The 18,686-nt window shown below is 63.2% G+C and carries 18 protein-coding genes; 3 read left to right on the forward strand and 15 right to left on the reverse strand.

Annotation, left to right across the window (positions count from 1 at the left end; translation table 11 throughout):
• Positions 1-12: 12 nt before the first annotated feature.
• From AC3WK8_RS06210 to AC3WK8_RS06220, 3 genes are all read right to left on the reverse strand, one after another.
• Positions 13-1,626, reverse strand: coding sequence for an NAD(P)/FAD-dependent oxidoreductase (locus AC3WK8_RS06210; protein ID WP_085599192.1), 1,614 nt, complete (start codon positions 1,624-1,626; stop codon positions 13-15).
• Positions 1,627-1,738: 112 nt separating this feature from the next.
• Positions 1,739-2,413 (reverse strand): COG3650 family protein, encoded by a 675-nt coding sequence (locus tag AC3WK8_RS06215; RefSeq protein ID WP_022642701.1) that lies wholly within the window; start codon positions 2,411-2,413, stop codon positions 1,739-1,741.
• A 71-nt stretch (positions 2,414-2,484) separates the two neighbouring features.
• Complete coding sequence (locus AC3WK8_RS06220) at positions 2,485-3,084, reverse strand: short chain dehydrogenase (RefSeq protein ID WP_103324194.1); 600 nt, start codon at positions 3,082-3,084, stop codon at positions 2,485-2,487.
• A 105-nt stretch (positions 3,085-3,189) separates the two neighbouring features.
• Between AC3WK8_RS06220 and AC3WK8_RS06225 the strand changes: the two genes are divergently transcribed.
• A complete protein-coding gene (locus AC3WK8_RS06225) occupies positions 3,190-4,098 on the forward strand; it encodes a LysR family transcriptional regulator (RefSeq protein ID WP_022642703.1) in 909 nt (302 codons plus the stop codon).
• A 52-nt stretch (positions 4,099-4,150) separates the two neighbouring features.
• Here AC3WK8_RS06225 and AC3WK8_RS06230 read toward each other — a convergent pair whose 3' ends face one another.
• From AC3WK8_RS06230 to AC3WK8_RS06270, 9 genes are all read right to left on the reverse strand, one after another.
• Entirely contained in the window at positions 4,151-4,648 is a 498-nt protein-coding gene (locus AC3WK8_RS06230; protein WP_103324195.1) for a DoxX family protein, read from the reverse strand.
• A 19-nt stretch (positions 4,649-4,667) separates the two neighbouring features.
• Entirely contained in the window at positions 4,668-5,420 is a 753-nt protein-coding gene (locus tag AC3WK8_RS06235; protein WP_103324196.1) for an HvfC/BufC N-terminal domain-containing protein, read from the reverse strand.
• Positions 5,417-6,301, reverse strand: a complete 885-nt coding sequence (bufB, locus tag AC3WK8_RS06240) for an MNIO family bufferin maturase (protein ID WP_103324204.1) — start codon at positions 6,299-6,301, stop codon at positions 5,417-5,419. Before bufB ends, AC3WK8_RS06235 begins: the two co-directional genes overlap by 4 nt.
• Before the next feature lie 28 nt (positions 6,302-6,329).
• Positions 6,330-6,632: a BufA1 family periplasmic bufferin-type metallophore gene (locus AC3WK8_RS06245; RefSeq protein ID WP_085599183.1), complete on the reverse strand. Its 303-nt coding sequence runs from the start codon at positions 6,630-6,632 to the stop codon at positions 6,330-6,332.
• A 154-nt stretch (positions 6,633-6,786) separates the two neighbouring features.
• Positions 6,787-7,488, reverse strand: coding sequence for an ABC transporter ATP-binding protein (locus AC3WK8_RS06250; protein ID WP_022642708.1), 702 nt, complete (start codon positions 7,486-7,488; stop codon positions 6,787-6,789).
• Positions 7,489-8,256 carry a high-affinity branched-chain amino acid ABC transporter ATP-binding protein LivG gene (gene livG, locus AC3WK8_RS06255; RefSeq protein WP_022642709.1) on the reverse strand — a complete coding sequence of 256 codons (768 nt, stop codon included), beginning with the start codon at positions 8,254-8,256 and terminating at the stop codon, positions 7,489-7,491.
• Complete coding sequence (locus AC3WK8_RS06260) at positions 8,253-9,509, reverse strand: high-affinity branched-chain amino acid ABC transporter permease LivM (protein WP_031321035.1); 1,257 nt, start codon at positions 9,507-9,509, stop codon at positions 8,253-8,255. Before AC3WK8_RS06260 ends, livG begins: the two co-directional genes overlap by 4 nt.
• The gene (gene livH / locus AC3WK8_RS06265) at positions 9,506-10,429 is read right to left on the reverse strand and encodes a high-affinity branched-chain amino acid ABC transporter permease LivH (RefSeq protein WP_022642711.1); all 924 of its coding nucleotides are present in this window, start codon (positions 10,427-10,429) and stop codon (positions 9,506-9,508) included. Before livH ends, AC3WK8_RS06260 begins: the two co-directional genes overlap by 4 nt.
• A gap of 231 nt (positions 10,430-10,660) precedes the next feature.
• On the reverse strand, positions 10,661-11,788 hold the full coding sequence (locus tag AC3WK8_RS06270) for a branched-chain amino acid ABC transporter substrate-binding protein (protein ID WP_085599179.1): 1,128 nt from the start codon (positions 11,786-11,788) through the stop codon (positions 10,661-10,663).
• Positions 11,789-12,129: 341 nt separating this feature from the next.
• On the opposite strand from AC3WK8_RS06270, the gene AC3WK8_RS06275 reads away from it, so the two are divergent.
• A complete protein-coding gene (locus AC3WK8_RS06275; RefSeq protein ID WP_103324197.1) occupies positions 12,130-12,435 on the forward strand; it encodes a DUF2288 domain-containing protein in 306 nt (101 codons plus the stop codon).
• Between the two features lie 262 nt (positions 12,436-12,697).
• Here the strand turns inward: AC3WK8_RS06275 and AC3WK8_RS06280 are convergent, their stop codons facing one another.
• Complete coding sequence (locus AC3WK8_RS06280) at positions 12,698-14,878, reverse strand: hypothetical protein (RefSeq protein ID WP_085599176.1); 2,181 nt, start codon at positions 14,876-14,878, stop codon at positions 12,698-12,700.
• A gap of 198 nt (positions 14,879-15,076) precedes the next feature.
• Here AC3WK8_RS06280 and AC3WK8_RS06285 point away from each other — a divergent pair, with 198 nt between their 5' ends.
• Complete coding sequence (locus tag AC3WK8_RS06285; protein ID WP_085599174.1) at positions 15,077-15,973, forward strand: NAD(P)-dependent oxidoreductase; 897 nt, start codon at positions 15,077-15,079, stop codon at positions 15,971-15,973.
• Here AC3WK8_RS06285 and AC3WK8_RS06290 read toward each other — a convergent pair.
• Both AC3WK8_RS06290 and AC3WK8_RS06295 read right to left on the reverse strand, forming a co-directional pair.
• Positions 15,864-18,143, reverse strand: a complete 2,280-nt coding sequence (locus AC3WK8_RS06290) for a putative bifunctional diguanylate cyclase/phosphodiesterase (protein WP_085599172.1) — start codon at positions 18,141-18,143, stop codon at positions 15,864-15,866. The genes AC3WK8_RS06285 and AC3WK8_RS06290 overlap by 110 nt on opposite strands.
• Positions 18,144-18,287: 144 nt before the next feature.
• Positions 18,288-18,656: a YkgJ family cysteine cluster protein gene (locus tag AC3WK8_RS06295; RefSeq protein ID WP_053135500.1), complete on the reverse strand. Its 369-nt coding sequence runs from the start codon at positions 18,654-18,656 to the stop codon at positions 18,288-18,290.
• Positions 18,657-18,686 lie beyond the last annotated feature (30 nt).

Here is an 18,686-nt window from a genome sequence, read left to right on the forward strand (position 1 = left end):
CCCATCCTTGCTTCAGGCCTGGATGCCGAGGATGTCGCGGGCCACGGCTTCGGCGATGCGAATGCCGTCGACGCCGGCGGACAGGATGCCCCCGGCATAACCGGCGCCTTCGCCGGCCGGGAACAGGCCCTTGAGGTTCAGGCTCTGCATCGAGGCGTCACGGGTGATGCGCAGTGGCGACGAGGTGCGGGTCTCGATCCCGGTCAGCACCGCGTCATGCAGGGAATAACCCTTGATCTGCCGCTCGAAGGCCGGCAGGGCCTCGCGGATGGCCTCGATGGCGAAGTCCGGCAGCGCCAGCGCCAGGTCGCCCAGGCTCACTCCGGGTTTGTAGGACGGCTCGACGCTGCCGACGGCGGTGCTGGGCTTGCCGGCGATGAAGTCACCCACCAGCTGCGCCGGGGCCTGGTAATTGCTGCCGCCGAGGACGAAGGCGTGGGACTCCAGGCGCTCCTGGAACTCGATGCCCGCCAGCGGGCCGCCCGGGTAATCCACTTCCGGGGTAATACCCACGACGATGCCGGAGTTGGCGTTGCGCTCGTTACGCGAGTACTGGCTCATGCCATTGGTGACCACGCGGTTCGGCTCGCTGGTGGCCGCTACCACGGTGCCGCCCGGGCACATGCAGAAGCTGTATACCGAGCGGCCGTTCTTGGCGTGGTGCACCAGCTTGTAGTCGGCGGCGCCGAGCTTCGGGTGGCCGGCGTACTTGCCCAGGCGCGCCTTGTCGATCAGCGATTGCGGGTGTTCGATGCGGAACCCCACCGAGAAGGGCTTGGCCTCCATGAACACGCCCTTGGCGTGGAGCATGCGGAAAGTGTCGCGGGCGCTGTGGCCCAGGGCCAGGACCACATGGCGCGATGCCAGTTGCTCGCCGCTTTCCAGGACTACGCCGGTCAGTTGCTCGCCCTCGGTGAGCAGGTCGGTGACCTTCTGCTCGAAGCGCACCTCGCCGCCCAGGTTGATGATCTCCTCGCGCATCTTCTCGACCATGCTGGTCAGGCGGAAGGTGCCGATGTGCGGCTTGTTGATGTAGAGGATTTCTTCCGGTGCACCGGCCTTGACGAACTCTTCCAGGACCTTGCGGCCATGGTGCTGCGGGTCCTTGATCTGGCTGTACAGCTTGCCGTCGGAGAAGGTCCCGGCGCCGCCTTCGCCGAACTGCACGTTGGATTCGGGGTTGAGCACGCTCTTGCGCCACAGGCCCCAGGTGTCCTTGGTGCGCTGGCGCACTTCCTTGCCGCGTTCGAGCACGATCGGCTTGAAGCCCATCTGCGCCAGCAACAGGCCGGCGAAGATACCGCACGGGCCGAAGCCCACCACGATCGGTCGCTGTTGCTGCCCGGCGGGGGCCTGGCCGACGAACTTGTAGCTGACGTCCGGCGCCGGGTTGACGTTGCGGTCGTCGGCGAACTTTTGCAGCAGGGCCGCCTCGTCGCGCACGTTGAGGTCGATGGTGTAGATGAACAACAGTTCCGAGGACTTCTTGCGCGCGTCGTAGCTGCGCTTGAACAGGGTGAAGTCCAGCAGGTCGTCGCTGGCGATCCCCAGGCGCTGCACGATGGCGGTGCGCAGGTCTTCATCGGGATGGTCGAGCGGCAACTTGAGTTCGGTGATTCGTAACATGACGGGGTCCGGATAGGCGGTGCGCGACAGTGCGCCGGCTTGCTTTGCACAAACCGGCGATTATAAGCCGCAATCCGCCCTGGCCGTGAGGTTAAAACGGCTGCTCGTCGAATCAGTCGTTGCGCGAGCCGCCGAAGTAACCGCAGCCGCGCTGGACCTGGCCGTCCACTCGCAGCTCGGCGCTCAGGTGCTGGACGCTGCCGGTCTGGCTGTCGACGCAACGTTGCGGGGCGACCCAGAGTTCGACGCGCTGGTTGTTGGCTTCGCTGGTGAGGTTGAAGCGGCCATCGCCCAGTTGCTCCTCCAGGTATGGCAGGGCCAGGGGCGGCTGGCCGTCACGCTCGATGCGCATGCCACGGGCGTTGACGTCGACCTTCCAGTTCGGGTTCTTGCCGCTGGCACGCAGGATCAGGCGCTGGAAGTTGGGATCGCCACAGGCGTTGGAGCGCTCCACCCGATACAGCTGGCGCAGGTCCAGCTGGCCATCGCCGCTGCCACTGGCGGAGAGCTTGCCCCGCAGGTCGGCGAACAACTTGCCCTGTTTTTCCGCCAGGGTGGCGGCTTCCTGCAGCACGCTGGTGCCGCCACCATCGCTGACCACGTAGCGCCGGTCTTCGCTGCAAGGCTTGAACAGCAGCTTGCCGTCCGCCGCGCTCAGCTCGCCCTGGACCCGGGTCAACCCGGCCATGGACGGAGCCTGGGGCTGGTCATCGAACAAGGGCAGCATCTGGCAACCGGCGAACAGCGGCAGCAGGGCGAAACAGAGCAGGGAACGGGCGGTGCGCATCAATCGGGCCTCCAGGCGGAAGCCGACACGTTACGCAGCCCGACCGTTCATCACAACCCCGGATTTTTTCGTCAGCCGACGTGGTAGGTCTGGCCGGTCTGCAAGCCTTCCACGCTCTTGGCGTAGGCCAGCGCCACGTCCGCTGCCGGCACCGGCTTGAAGCCGCGGAAGTACGGGGCGTAGCTGCCCATGGCTTCCACCAGCACGTTGGGGCTCACCGAGTTGACCCGCAGGCCTCGTGGCAGCTCGATGGCCGCGGCCCGGACGAAGCTGTCCACGGCGCCGTTGACCAGGGCCGCCGAGGCGCCGCTGCGAATCGGGTCATGGCCCAGGATTCCGCTGGTGAAGGTGAAGGAGCCCCCGTCGTTGGCGTACTCACGGCCGATCAGCAGCAGGTTGACCTGGCCCATCAGCTTGTCTTGCAGGCCCAGCTGGAAGTGTTCGGCGGTCATCTCCCCCAGGGGCGCGAAGGTGACGTTGCCGGCAGCGCAGACCAGGGCATCGAAGCGGCCGGTCTTCTCGAACAGGGCGCGGATCGACTGGTTGTCGCTGATATCCACCTGGAAGTCGCCGCTGTTGCGGCCGATACGGACGATGTCATGGCGTTGCGCCAGTTCCCGGTCCACCGCCGAGCCAACAGTGCCGCTGGCACCGATCAGGAGAATCTTCATGGGCTGTTCCTCGTGAGAAGGGAGATGAGGTTGCAGTCTAGAGTGGTTTTTTCCATGGATTAACGCGCTAATAGGCAACCTTTGGTTTTCTGGTGGAAACAATCCATGAGCGAAATGGATGACCTCGCGGCTTTTGCCGTATTGGTGGAGGCCGGCAGTTTCACCCTGGCGGCCCAACGCCTGGGATGCAGCAAGGGCCAGCTGTCCAAGCGCATCAGCGCCCTGGAGGCGCGGTTCGCGGTGGTGCTGCTGCAACGCACCACCCGCCGCCTGGACCTGACCGCCGCCGGTGCCGCGCTGCTGCCCCAGGCCCAGGCGCTGGTGGCCCAGGTGGATCGCGCCCACCAGGCCCTGGCCCGGCTCAAGGACGATGTCGCCGGCCCGGTGCGCCTGACGGTGCCGGTGTCCCTGGGGGAAACCTTTTTCGACGGCCTGTTGCTGGAGTTCTCCCGGCAGTATCCCCAGGTGCAGATCGAACTGGACCTGAGCAATGCCTACCGCGACCTGGCCCGTGAGGGTTTCGACCTGGCGGTGCGCTCCGCGGTAGACAACGACCAGCGCCTGGTGGCCCGGCCACTGCTGGCCTGGCACGAAATGACCTGTGCCAGCCCGGCATACCTGGAGCAATACGGCGAGCCCCGCACGCCCATGGAACTGGCCAACCATCGCTGCTTGCTCAACAGCCACTACAGCGGGCGTGAAGAATGGCTCTACCACCAGCGTCACGAGTTGTTGCGGGTGCGGGTCAACGGGCCGTTCGCCAGCAATCACTACAACCTGCTGAAAAAGGCCGCCCTGGTGGGGGCCGGTATCGCCCGGCTGCCATCCTATGTGCTGCATGGCGAGCTGGCCGATGGTCGCCTGCGCTGGCTGCTGCGGGACTACCAGACCCGCAGCATGCCCATGTACCTGGTGCATCCCTACCAGGGCGGATTACCCAGGCGCACCCAGGTCCTGGCCGATTACCTGATGGACTGGTTCCGCCGCAGCGGCGAAGCCCTGGACCGCTTGTAACGGCGGCCATGGCCAGACGAAACGAGCTGGGTCCGCAGGACCTTCCAGGGCTTCAGCGCAGCCTGCGGCAAAGCAGGTGGTCGATGGAGAATGTGCCCGGCCCACGGGCCAGCAACAGCAGGAAGATGGCGATCCAGGTGCCGTGGGTGGGGTAGGCGTCCGGGTAGACGAACAACTGGATCACCAGGGTCATGCCCAGCAGCGCCAGGGCAGAAAAGCGCGTGGCCAGGCCGAACAGAATCAACACCGGGAAAAAATGCTCGGCGAAGGCCGCCAGGTGCGCCGCCAGTTCCGGAGCCAGTATCGGCAAGTGGTACTCGCTCTGAAACAAGGGAATGGTCGAGTCCGCCAGGTGCGGCCAACCCAGCTCGAACGTCCCGGAAACCAGGTCGATGGCCAGTCCTTCGATCTTGGTCTGCCCGGATTTCCAGAACACCGCGGCAATACTGAAGCGCGCGATGAAGGCCACCAGGCTGTAGGGGATGAGTTCCAGTTTCTGGCAGGCCCGCATCAGCAGGTTGGCGATAGGGGAGTGGGTCTGGGTATTCATGATCGGTCTTCTTCTGCGGTTACAAGTCAATGAGTGCGCCGTGGCCAAGCAGCAGGCCCAGGCAGCGGCCCAGGTCGAAGTCGGCTTGGGCATCCAGGGCCTGGGCGGCGGCGACCGCCAGCGGTTGCCGGGCGCGCAAGCTGTCGGTGAAGGCCAGGCAGCCGGCATCCACCACCAGTACCTCGACCTCCAGGGCGTTGCGTAGCACCAGAATCTGTTGTTCCCGCTGCAGATAGAACGATGGCCATTGCCGGCCATCCTGGTGCGCGGCCCACAGGCTGGCCACGGCGTAGCTCGATTGCAGGCTGCGCAGCGATGGATGCAGGTGCAGGTGCAATCGGCCAAGCTGCTCCGGTCGGCTCATGGCTTCTTGCAGTTGCGCCGCTGCCAATGGCCGGGCATCGGCGGCGTGATAACTCTCGACCCGCAAGCGTTCCAGGCGGGCGATATCGCCCAGGTAGGGCAAGGAGGCGGCCGGAACGAAGTCATCGATGAATTCGGCAAACCCCTCGCCGTAATCGTTGAGCCGTGGGGTGCTGGGAGGCTGGCGCTCGATATAGGTTCGGGCCATGGCCTTGAAGAACGCTTGGCCCACCAGTTGCTCCACCACCGGGTAGCTGTCTGCCAGGGCGTTGAGCAGCGAGCCCTGCACATTGTTGCGATAGACCGCGAAGCGGCTGGCCGGATCGGCGCCGTTGCTGCTGTACAGGCCCGGCGGGCAGGCCCGCCCGGTGTCCAGCAGGGCCCTGGTGAACTCAGCGTGGCTGCTCATGTGCGCTCCTTGATCTGGCGCAGCAACGCCTCGGCCTTGCCGGCTTCGGCCTGGAGGGTGGCGAAGGGCGGAATGCGATTGTCCCTTTCGATCAGCGTGGCCATGGGGCCGATACGTTCCAGGACTTGCTGGTACAGGGCCCAGACGGCATCGTCCACCGGGGCGCCGTGGTCGTCGATCAACAGGCGATCTCCCAGCCCATCGCGGTCCTCGGCAAAACCCGCCAGGTGGATTTCCCCTACGGCATGCAATGGCAGCGCCTGCAGGTAGGCCAGGGGCTCACGCTGGTGATTGACGCAGCAGACATGCAGGTTGTTGATGTCCAGCAAGAGGCCGCAACCGCTGCGGCGGACCACCTCGCTGATGAAGTCCGGCTCATCCAGGGTCGAGCGCTGGAACTGCAGGTAGGTGGCCGGGTTCTCCAGCAACAGCTGGCGACCCAGGCGTTCCTGCACCTGGTCGATATGCGCGCAGACCCGTTGCAGGGTCGGTTGGTCATAGGCCAGGGGTAACAAGTCGTTGAGAAACACCGGGCCATGGCTGGACCAGGCCAGGTGCTCCGAAAAGGACTGGGGCTGGTAGCGCTCGATCAAGGCCGCCAGGCGTTCCAGGTGGAGGCTGTCCAGTGGGCCTTCGCCACCGATGGACAGGCCGACACCATGCAGCGACAGCGGGTAGTGCTCGCGAATCAGGCCCAGGTAGTGATGGAAGGGGCCGCCGTCCACCATGTAGTTCTCGGCATGGACCTCGAAGAAACCGATGTCGGGCCGTTGGCCGAGCACTTGCTTGAAGTGCTCGGTCTTGAGCCCCAGGCCAGCGCGAGGCGGCAGGCTTGACGCCAAGGCCCGAGTGTCGTCGTGGCGGTGCGGGTTCAGGGGCATGTTCATGATCGACACTCAGGCCGCGGCATCAGGACTTGGCCTTGAAGGCCTGGAGCTGGCCGAAGCCGGTGGGCGAGGTGCTGCTGGCGGTTTTCTCGCAGGTGCCCTTGGGCAGCAGTTTCCAGGCGTTGGCCTGATGGTCGGTCTTCGAGGTGCCCGCGCAGGTGGTTCCAGCACCTGCCGCGCAATCGTTCTGGCCCTTCATGGCGACGCCGAAGCACTTCTCCATGTCGCCCTCGGCATGGGCCGTGACCGGCAGGGCGGCGATGCAGACGGCAGAGCCCAGCGCCAGGACCAGGGCAGTGGCGGACAGGGTACGAGGATGGCTCATGTTGTTTCTCCAGGGTTGGGTTTGGACAAGGAAGCATTTGTGCTCGCTTGTCCTACTAGAGACGGCACCTGGCGATTCGTTACAGCCCCTGGCGATTTTTTATTGGCCCCGAAAAAAAACGGCCCCGAAGGGCCGTTTCTGGTTCCGCTGGCGCTTAGCCGCCGAGATAGGCGTCACGGACCTTGGGATCGGTCAGCAGCGCTTCGCCGGTGCCTTGCATCACCACCCGGCCATTCTCCAGCACATAGGCGCGGTCGGCGATCTTCAACGCCTGGTTGGCGTTCTGCTCCACCAGGAACACCGTCACGCCGTCGCGGCGCAGCTGTTCGATGATGTCGAAGATCTGCTGGATGATGATCGGCGCCAGGCCCAGGGACGGTTCGTCCAGGAGCAACAGCTTGGGCTTGCTCATCAGCGCCCGCCCGATGGCGAGCATTTGCTGCTCGCCGCCGGACATGGTGCCGCCACGCTGGGTGAAGCGTTCCTTGAGCCGTGGGAACAGGTGCAGGACCTTGTCCATCTGTTCCTGGTAGTCACCCTTGTCGGTGAAGAAGCCGCCCATGGCCAGGTTCTCCTCCACCGTCAGGCGGGCGAATACCCGGCGTCCCTCTGGCACCACGGCGATGCTCTTGCGCATGATCTGCGCCGAGCTTTGTCCCACCAGCTCCTCGCCCAGGTAGCGAATGCTGCCGCTGTGGGCCTGTGGCGAACCGCAGAGGGTCATCAGCAGGGTGGACTTGCCGGCGCCGTTGGCGCCGATCAGGGTGACGATTTCGCCTTGGCGGATCTCGACGTTGACGCTGTGCAGGGCCTGGATCTTGCCGTAGTAGGTGGAAACGTTCTCGAACTGCAGCATTTACGCTTCCCCCAGGTAGGCTTTGATCACTTCGGGATTGTCGCGGATCTGTTCCGGCGTACCGTCGGCCAGCGGCGTGCCCTGGTTGATCACGACGATGTGGTCGGAAATGCTCATGACCAGCTTCATGTCGTGCTCGATCAGCAGCACGGTGACGTTGTGCTCTTCACGCAGCACGCTGATCAGCGCCTTGAGATCCTCGGTTTCCCTGGGGTTGAGGCCGGCGGCCGGCTCGTCGAGCATGAGGATCCGTGGCCGGGTCATCATGCAGCGGGCGATTTCCAGGCGTCGCTGCTGACCGTAGGCCAGGGTCCCGGCGGGACGGTTGGCGAACTCGCGCAGGTTGACCTTGTCCAGCCAGTAGCCGGCGTACTCCATGGCCTCGCGCTCGCTCTTGCGGAACGCCGGGGTCTTGAACAGGCCGGCCAGGAAGTTGGTGTTCAAGTGGCGATGCTGGGCGATCAAGAGGTTCTCGACCGCGGTCATGTCCTTGAACAACCGCACGTTCTGGAAGGTCCGCACCACGCCCTTGCGGGCGATCTTGTGGCCGGTCAGGCCCTGGATCGGCTCGCCATCGAGCAGGATGGTGCCGGAGCTGGGCTGGTAGAAGCCGGTGAGGCAGTTGAACACCGTGGTCTTGCCGGCGCCGTTCGGGCCGATCAGCGCCACCACTTGTTTTTCCTTGACGGTCAGGCCCACGCCGTTGACCGCCAGCAGGCCGCCGAAGCGCATGGACAGCCCGGTAACTTTCAGGATCTCGCGGCTCATTTGCGCAGCTCCATGTGAGGACGTTGCATGGGCAGCAGACCTTGGGGACGCCAGATCATCATCAGCACCATCATGGCGCCGAACATCAACATCCGGTATTCGCTGAATTCACGCATCATTTCAGGCAACAGGATCATCACGATCGCCGCGAGGATCACCCCCAGCTGCGAGCCCATGCCACCGAGCACCACGATGGCGAGGATGATCGCCGACTCGATGAAGGTGAAGGACTCCGGGGTCACCAGGCCTTGGCGGGCGGCGAAGAAGCTGCCGGCGAAACCGGCGAAGCAGGCGCCCAGGGTGAAGGCCGAGAGCTTGATCACGGTGGGGTTCAGGCCCAGGGCGCGGCAGGCGATCTCGTCTTCGCGCAGGGCTTCCCAGGCGCGGCCGATCGGCATGCGCAGCAGGCGGTTGATCACGAACAGCGCGAACAAGGCCAGCAGCAGCGCCACCAGGTAGAGGAAGATCACCTTGTTGATCGAGTTGTATTGCAGGCCGAAGAACTCGTGGAAGGTCTGCATGCCTTCCGCTGCCTTGCGCTCGAAGCTCAGGCCGAAGAAGGTCGGTTTCTCGATGTTGCTGATGCCGTTGGGGCCGCCGGTCAGGTCGGTCATGTTGCGCAGCAGCAGGCGGATGATCTCACCGAAGCCCAGGGTCACGATCGCCAGGTAGTCACCGCGCAGGCGCAGTACCGGGAAGCCCAGCAGGAAGCCGAAGGTGGCCGCCATCAGGCCGGCGATGGGCAGGCAGATCCAGAAGCTCAGGCCGAAGTAGTGCGACAGCAGCGCGTAGCTGTAGGCGCCGACGGCGTAGAACCCTACGTAGCCCAGGTCCAGCAGGCCGGCCAGACCGACCACGATGTTCAGGCCCAGGCCGAGCATCACGTAGATCAGGATCAGCGTGGCGATGTCCACCGCGCCGCGGGAGCCGAAGAACGGCCAGACCAGGGCGCCGACGATCAGGGCCAGGATCAGCCAGCGCTGGGTGCTGGGCAGGGTCAGGAAGTTGCTGGCCTTGGCCGGGATCAGCGGCATTTTCGGCGAGGACTTCCACATGGCGCTGACTTGGGTATGGAACAGCACCCGCAGGAACATCAGGACCGAGCACACCGCGATGGTGGCGAGGATGGTCGGGCTGGTGTTGTGCACTTCCAGGTTGATGCCGACGATACTCAGTTTCAGGCCCAGTACCGGATACGCTACTGCCCAGACCAACAGGGCGCTGAACAGCGCCGATTTAAGATTCCTAGTCATACTTTCTCAACCTCCGGACGGCCCAGAATGCCGGTCGGCCGGAACAACAGCACCAGAACCAACAGGCCGAACGCCACCACATCCTTGTACTGGTCACCGAACACGTCGGCACCAAAGGCTTCGGCCACCCCCAGCACCAGCCCGCCGAGCATCGCGCCCGGGATACTGCCGATGCCGCCCAGGACCGCCGCAGTGAAGGCCTTCAGGCCCACCAGGAAGCCGGCGTTGGGGTTGATCACCCCGTATTGCATGCTCAGCAGCACGGCGGCGATGGCCGCCAGCGCGGCGCCGATCACGAAGGTCAGGGCGATGATGTTGTTGGTGTTGATACCTAGCAGGTTGGCCATCCGGATGTCCTCGGCGCAGGCACGGCAAGCGCGACCCAGGCGAGAGCGGGAGATGAACAGGGTCAGGCCGAGCATGGCGATGAGGGTCACCACGAACACCACGATCTGCATGTAGGAGACCAGCACTTCCTGTGCGCCACCTGGGCCGATGGAGAAGCTGCCCGGGATCAGGTTGGGAATGGACTTGTCCTTGGAGTCCTGCGCCAGCAGAACGGTGTTCTGCAGGAAGATCGACATGCCGATGGCGGAGATCAGCGGGATCAGGCGGTTACTGCCACGCAAGGGGCGGTAGGCGATCCGTTCGATGCTGTAGCCGTAGGCACTGGTGACGACGATGCTCGCGATAAAGGCCGCGGTCATCAGGAGCGGGACGCTGTCGAGTCCCATCATGGCCAGCCCGGCGATGGCGATGAACGCCACGTAGGAACCGATCATGTAGACCTCGCCGTGGGCGAAGTTGATCATTCCAATGATGCCGTAGACCATCGTATAGCCGATGGCGATCAAGGCATACGTGCTGCCAACGGTGAGACCGTTAACCAGCTGTTGGAAGAAGTGATAGATGTCAGGCATTACAACGCTCCTAAAAACCTGATACGCATTTCACTGGTGGAGTCATTTTCCCGTCCAGGCCCCGTAGGTCTGCACCCACTTCGGGCTGGACTTTGCCAGCGAACCGCTGATGACGGTTTTGAGATTTTCAGGTGGGCAGGCTCCCGGATCACGGGAGCGCGGCCCATACATTCGTAAAACAAAGCCCACGGCAAAGCCGTGGGCTTTATCGGCAGTCGGCCAGGGCCAGCCTTACTGAGGCGAGACTTCGGTCTTGGGCTTGCCGAAGTGCCACTCGTAGACCACGAACTTGAAGTCCTTCAGGTCGCCCTTGGCGTCGAAGCTCAGGTCGCCGGTCGGGGTCTTGAAGGTGCCTGCGTGGATGGCTTCGGCGACTTTGGCCGCGTCTTCGCTCTTGGCGTTGGCAATGGCTCCGGCGATCACTTCAACCGCGGAGTAGGAAGGGAATACGAAAGGACCGCTCGGGTCTTCTTTCTTGGCTTTGAACGCATCGGCCAGGGCGACGTTGGCCGGGTCCTGGTCGAAGGACTTGGGCAGGGTCACCAGCAGGCCTTCGGAAGCGTCCTTGGCGATCTGCGAGATGGAGTCGTTGCCGACACCTTCCGGACCCATGAACTTGGCCTTCAGGCCTTTTTCCTGGGCTTGGCGCAGGATCAGGCCCAGTTCCGGGTGGTAGCCGCCGTAGTAGACGAAGTCGACGTTGGCTTGCTTGAGCTTGGCCACCAGGGAGGAGAAGTCCTTGTCGCCGGCGTTGATGCCTTCGAACACGGCGACCTTGGTGCCTTTCTTCTCCAGGGTCTGCTTCACGGCGGTGGCGATGCCTTCACCGTATTGCTGCTTGTCGTGGAGCACCGCGACGATCTTGGGTTTCACGTGGTCGGCGATGTAGTTGCCGGCGGCCGGGCCCTGGGCGCTGTCCAGGCCGATGGTGCGGAACACCATCTTGTAGCCACGGGCGGTGATATCGGGGCTGGTGGCGGCGGGGGTGATCATCACCACGCCTTCATCTTCATAGATGTCGGAGGCGGGTTGAGCGGAGCTGGAGCAGAGGTGGCCGATCACATACTTGACGCCATCGTTGACCACTTTGTTGGCGACGGCCACGGCCTGCTTGGGATCGCAGGCGTCGTCGTATTCGACGGCTTCGAGTTTCTTGCCGTTCACGCCGCCCTTGGCGTTGATCTGTTCAATGGCCATCTTGGCGCCACTGAACTGCATGTCTCCGTACTGTGCTACAGGGCCTGTCTTGGGCCCGGCGATACCGATCCTGATGGTGTCAGCTGCGAACGAATGGCCGGCAACACCTGCCAGGACCATAGCGGCAAACAGTTTGGAAATCTGCTTAGTAGCCTTATTCATAGTGCTCCACTCTTGCTGTTGTAATTTTTATAGTTCCGGCGGCCTTGAGTCGCAGAACCGAACCAGATATTTCGTAAATATCCGTCGGAAATGCCCCTGGCAACTGTACCGGTACAGTGTAGTGCGCCGGTCGTTCGCTTGAAAAGCTGGCTGCTGGGGGCAAAAACGCGGAGTGTCGCTTGATTGAAAGAAAAAGACAGATTTGCGGCGTGGCATTTCGCGCGTTTCGGCGTCTATCCCTGGCGCTTCTGAGCTTCTCGATCGATGACGCTTTTGCTACCGGGTTTTTCTGCCAGGACACCGACGTTATGATTGCGCCGATTTCTTTTCTGGACAGTCCCATGACTCAAGAACCTAGCACCCTCTATGCCAAGCTGCTTGGTGAGACCGCATCCATCAGCTGGAAGGAACTGGAGCGGTTCTTCGCCAAGGGTGCCCTATTGTGGGTCGATGCCGACCTGGATCTGATCGAAGTGGCCCAGGCCGTGGCCCAGAACCAGGCGGACAAAGCGGCGGCCTGGTTGGCCCAGGGTAACGTTGAAAAGCTGTCTGCGACGCGGGCGTCCGATCTGCTGGAACGCGATCCAACATTGTGGGCGGTGGTGGTATCACCCTGGATCCTGGTCCAGGAAAGGGCACCGAGCTGAGGCCGTGCGCTGAACTGGTGCAGGCTTTTGTCGGACAAAAGTGTGTAGCCGAGTAACCGTGAATCCAGTGATGGCACCTTGCCGTGGAGAAAGGCCCCACGGGGTCTTTTGGCCAAGGTGACGTTCACGGAAGGGGAACAGTTTCAAGCCCGTCCGACGAGCTGCCCAATTGTTCCCCGGCAGCCTTCGCAAGCGTCCAGATCCTTTCCCTTTGCATGACCCGAGCACCGGCCAGTCGATGAGGCTGGCCGGTGCTCGGGCATCAGTAGGCGGTCTTGCCGGTGTGCTGGTTGAGGGAGATGACCCGGGTCTTGCCGATGCGGTGGCGGTAGATTTCCCGCAGGTACTTGATGGCTTTCTTCACGCAATCGCGCGACAGGCGGATGTCGTTGATCGAGACGAACTTGTCCTTGTCGTTGATCAGCTCGCGGTACTTCTTCTCGTACATCGGCTTGATCGCATACCAGTTGGTGTCGAGGATCTTCGCCGGGTTCTCGAACTCGTTGAGCAGGTCGTCGATGCGGTCTTCGTCGAAGTGATCGCTGGTGATGAAGTCCAGTACCGAGTTGTCCAGGGTATCGTCGAAGCGGTATGGATTGCGGGCGAAGCAGCGCTTGATGAAAGCCACGATCAACGTCAGGAAATCGTCCGACAGGCACGGGCTCTTGGCGATCAGGGTGGTCAGCGACAGGTTGGCCGAGGCGCCGATCACCAGCGCATAGCGCTTGAGGGTGGTGTTGGGGAACAGGCTGTTGAGGTGGGTCTTGAGCCGGTTCAGATCCATATAGGACAGCTTGTAGTCCTTGGGCAGCGAGACAATGGACACCACCGACGAGCAGTTCTTGAAGAAATGCAGGTCATGCAGCGCCGCGGCGTCGAAGCCCGAGGCCTTGTATTGCTCCAGCGCCGCGCGATAACGCTTGGATTCGATCGGCAGCAGGCTGATGCCTTCGATGGCCTGGGTCTGCTTGTTGAAGTGCGGCAGGTCGATGGAGCGGAAGAACAGGTCGTCGATGTTCAGGCGCTGCGGCTCTTTCTCGAACACCTTGAACTTGTCGCCGGTGGGCACCGGTTGCTCGGGCACCACGGATTCGGCATAGGCGATCGCCACCGGGCCGGCCAGGCTCATGAACAGGTCGTTGGCGTCCAGGCGGATGGTCTCGCCGATATCGATGCCGGCGCGCCGGAAGTAGTTCTGGTCGTAGTCGGTGGTCACCGCCTGGGCGGTGAGGATGTTGAAGATCTGCTGGGAGATGTACTGGTTGGCGTGCTTCTCCATGGCATTGACGTCGATGTTCTGGATGTTGCCGTCATCGCTTTCTTCGGCGTAGCGCATGATGTCGTTGGAGATCAGCATCATCGCGTTCCATGGGCGGATGCGGCCCATGACGCTGGCTTCGCTGCTGTCTTCGTTATCGAAGTTGTAGGAGAAGTCCCACTCCTCGGACAGGTACTTGCATAGCAGCCGCCCGGCGTTGATGTGCAGGGCCTCGGACATTTCGCTGCGATGGTCGGAGATATTCGGCAGCACGCAGATGCCGCTGGTGAAGATCGGTTCGAAGACGAAGGAGTGCCCGCTCTTGCTGTCGTGCTCGTCCATCGGCTTGGTGTCGAAGGTCTTGTTCATGTACGAGTACTGCTGGGCCAGGCCGAACTCCGAGGCCATGCCCGAGCCGGTACCGCCGCCGGCGCTGAAGATCGAGAAGTACAGGCGCGACTGGTTGGCCTTGATCCCGCAGGAATCGATCAGGTACGAGTGGATCATCTTCCAGTCGGGGCTGGAGAAACGCTGGGTGTCCTTGTTGAGGATGATCTTGGCCAGGTACTGGCCGAGGATCGGTGCGTTACCGGCACCGCCGGCATGGACTTCCGAGAGGTCCATGATCTTCATCTTGCTGTAGTCGCGGATGAACCCGCTCTTCTCGCCCTTGCGCGAGAAGCGGATGCGCCCGGCGATGTCCTTGTCCAGGTCGCCGAGCATCACCAGCGGCTCTACCAGGAACACCGGCTTGCTGGCCTTGTTCTGGCCCAGGCGCAGGTTCTGGCGGATCCATTGGCCGGGGCTGTAGCCGCCTTCGTAGGACTTGTCTTCGTTGTTGAATTCGTTGAGGTAGAACTTGCGGGCGTTGTACACCAGCTCCGCCACGTCCAGGGCGATGTTGGAGCCGCAGCGGCCGAGGCCGATCAGGCAGACCGAGGGAAACTCCTGGTCGCGGCGGTTTTCCTGCTCGTCTTCCAGGTGCACCGGACGCGGGAATACCGTGTCACGCAGGCCGTCGAGGTTGTCGAGGATGCGGTCGGTGTTGGTCTCGGTGAAATACAGGTACTGCTGGGTCGACTGGGGGCGTGAACTGGACAATGGCTTCGTATCTGAGTGGCTTGGTTTGGGGGAGGTCAGCGTCATCTCGGAGACTGCGTTGGCAGGATCGTTTTTAGAAGTCATTGTGCGCCATGTGCCTGGTCAGGTTGGCTCGCGGACGAGGTGTCGGCGGGCCATCACGGAATGGGACCTCGCAGCTTCGTGGAGTGCGAATTTTGCCCAAGGTGCCAGGGTGTTTTCTGAGCGACGCTCGGGGGAATCCTTTCCTGAATCATGATGGATCGGCCAGTATCCGATGATCTTTAATCAAATGAGGGCAATATGATGTCAGCGTTACCTACGCTCGGTTTTGCCGGAATCGGCCTGATGGGGCTGCCGATGTGCCAGCGCCTGCTGGCTGCGGGCTATCCGCTGGTGGTGTGGAACCGCAACCCGCGCAAATGCGCGCCGCTGGTGGCCGCCGGGGCGCGACAAGTTGCCGCGCCATCGCAGCTCTGCGACCAGGCCGACCTGGTGCTGTCGTGCCTGGCCAATACCGAGGTGGTGCGCGAGGTGGTCTTCGGCGCCGGCGGGATCGCCGAAGGCGCCCGGCCTGGCCAGTTGCTGCTGGACTTGTCGAGCCTGGAGCCGGCGGCGACCCGGGAGATGGCCGCCACCCTGGCCCGCGATACGGGCATGGGTTGGGTCGACGCTCCGGTATCCGGCGGTACCCAGGGCGCCGAGGCCGGCAGCCTGGCGATCATGGCTGGCGGTACCGCCGCGGATGTCGAGCGGGTGCGCCCGGTGTTGCTGGCCATGGGGCAGCGGGTCACGCACATGGGCGCGGTGGGCGCGGGCCAGGTGACCAAGGCCTGCAACCAGATGATCGTCGCCTGCAATGCCCTGGTGATTGCCGAGGTGGTGGCCCTGGCCGAGCGTTCCGGGGTCGATGCGCGTTTGTTGGCCGAGGCCCTGGCCGGTGGCTTCGCCGATTCGCGACCATTGCAGATCCTCGCCCCGCAGATGGCCGAGAGTCGTTTCGAACCGGTGAAATGGCATGTCCGCACCTTGCTCAAGGACCTGGATGGCGCGGTGAAACTGTCCCGGGAGCAGGGCGCGGCGACGCCGATCAGCGGGTTAGCTGCGCAGTTGATGCGTCTGCATGGTGGGCAAGGCTATCTGGAAAAAGATCCAGCGACTCTGGTTCAGCTCTATCGGGATCCGGCAGCCGAGGCTTGAGGGCACCGGCATGACGCTGGTCGAGTTCGTCCAGCACTCCGGGCAGCTCCAGCAACGGTACCGGCCGGCTGAGCAGGTAGCCCTGCAGGTAGTCGCAGCCGTAGTGCTCCAGCAGCTGCTGTTGCTCCAGGGTCTCCACCCCCTCGGTCACCACCTGCAAGTGCAGGGTATGGGCCATGACGATGATCGCCTGGACGATCTCCATGTCCTGGATCGACTTGGGGATGTCCTGGATGAACGAGCGGTCGACCTTCAGGGTGTTGAGCGGTAGCCGCTTGAGGTAGGCCAGGGACGAGTAGCCGGTGCCGAAGTCGTCGATCGACAGCGATACCCCGAGGCCGCGGATCTGCTTGAGCAGCGCCAGGGTGCTGGCGATGTTGCCCATCAGGGCGTTTTCCGTGACCTCCAGTTCCAGGCGCTGGGGGGCCACCTGGGCATCGCGCAGGGCGCTCTCGATCTCCCCGGCCAGTTCTTCGCGGGTCAGGTTCAGCGCCGAGCAGTTGACTGCGATCTTCAGTTCGCCGCGGCCGTGGCGCGACAGGTAGGCCAGGTCTTCGCACGCCTTGCGCAGCACCCAACTGTCCAGCTCGGCGATCATGCCGTTGGCTTCGGCAATGCTGATGAAGCGATCCGGGCTCAACAAGCCATGCTGTGGATGCTGCCAGCGTACCAGGGCTTCGAGCTTGGTGACCCGGGCGCTGCGAAGGTCGTAGATCGGTTGGTAGTACAGCTGCAAGCCCTGGTTGTCGCGCAGCGCATTGCGCAATTCTTCTTCCAGTTGCAGCTCCAGGGTGGCCCGGGTCTTGAGGTTGGAACTGAAGAAATGCAGGCTGTTGCGCCCCGAGTCCTTGGACTGGTAGAGGGCCAGGTCGGCGTTCTTCAGCAGCTCCTCGCAGGTCTTGCCGTCGTCGGGAAAGATACTGATGCCGATGCTGGTGGTCATCACCATGCGCCGCCCGCCCAGTTCGATCGGCTCCTTCATCTTGTGCATGATGCGCTGGGCCATGTTCCTGGCCTCGTCGCGACCGTACAGGTTGATGAGGATGCAGAATTCGTCGCCGCCCAGGCGGGCCACCACGTCCTCATGGTTGCGGGTCGAGCTCTTGATGTGCCCGGCGATGACCTTGAGCAGTTCATCGCCGGCATCGTGGCCGAGGCTGTCGTTGATGCGCTTGAAGTGGTCGATGTCGAGGAACATCACCGCCAGCATGCCGCCGAAGGTGCTCTTCTCCATCAGCTTTTCAGCGAACAGCTGGTTGAAGCCGCGGCGGTTGATCAGGTTGGTCAGGGCATCGTAGTGGGCCACGTGCTGCAGGGACGCGCGGGCCTGGTCGAGCTGCGAGAGCAGGGCGTTGACCCGGCGCAGGTCGCGCTCCTTGTGCTGCAGCTTCTTGTCCGCCAGGGCTGCGCTGATGCCGCTGCCGATGACCAGCAGGATGATCGCGCAGACAGTCAGCCCCAGTTGCAGGTTGCCATCGGGCGTCACCGCGATCGGCAGCGCCCCGGCGGGCAGGGCCAGGGTCATGGACCACATGCCGGTGAAGTGCATGAGGACGATGGCGCCGCCCAGTACCAGGCTGCTGGTGTACTTGAGCAACTGGTGGAATATCCCGCTGCCATCGCGCAGGTGCCGGGACAACAAGAGCGCCGCCAGGCTGCAACCGATGGCCACCAGCAGCGACAGCCCCATGATCCTGGGCTCGTAGTACAGGCTGGCGCTGGAGCGCATGGCCGCCATGCCCACGTAGTGCATGGCGCTGATGCCCAGGCCGATCCACAGCGCGGCCAGGCAGTAGCGCCAGAGCGGCAGTTGCATGTGGCTCAGGGTATCCATCGCCAGCCAGGCGGCGATCAGCGCGATGAACAGCGATAGCAGGGTCAGCGGCAGGTCGTAGTGGATTTCCAGCGGCGCCTCGAACGCCAGCATGGCGATGAAATGCATGGACCAGATGCCGCCGGCCAGGCAGCAGGCACCGACCCAACGCCACAAGCGCTGGCTGCTTGGCTGCTCGACATGGCTGACGCGCTCGGCCATGTCCAGGGTGGCGAAGCTGGCGGCGCAGGCCACCAGGTAGGCCAGCAGCACTAGAACCGGATTGTGGGTGCAATGGAGGACCACTTGCCCGCTATCCGGAAGCTCGGTAATGAAATGCAGACCCAGCCAATCCATAGCGTGCCCATGTCTTTTTTAGTCGTCTGGCGTCGGCGGAACAGCGCCAACGAGTGCTTGCAGTATAGAAGGCACTCGATGGCTGCAATGGGCGGTGGCACTTTGGCCCTAATGATTTGCTTATGGGGGTTATCGCCAATGGTGCTAAGCGCTTTCCTCGTACCAGGGCTCATCGTTCGCCGGCTCCAATGGGGCGAGGCCGAACGCGGCCCGGGCGGCATCGCAATCGGCGTTGTGCTGGCCGTCGATCCAGGAAGCCTCGAACTCCCGGCATGGGCTTCCACGCTGGGCGTAGATCGAGCAGCTCACACCCTTGCCGACTTCTCCTTCAAGGGCGATGCAGCGTGGCGACTTGCAGTCGGTACCGAGCATCGCTACCCGGCTGGGACTGATGCTCTGCACCAGTTCGTCGGGGACCGTTCCGCCGGACGAGGCGCATTCGCCCCAGAAAAAAGACACACGAAAGTATGAACAGCAGGCACCGCAATTCAGACACGGACTGGCTTCGGACATAGGCGTATTCAACGGGGAAGGGGTGGGAAA

It is taken from the genome of Pseudomonas sp. FW507-12TSA (genome assembly GCF_058781435.1).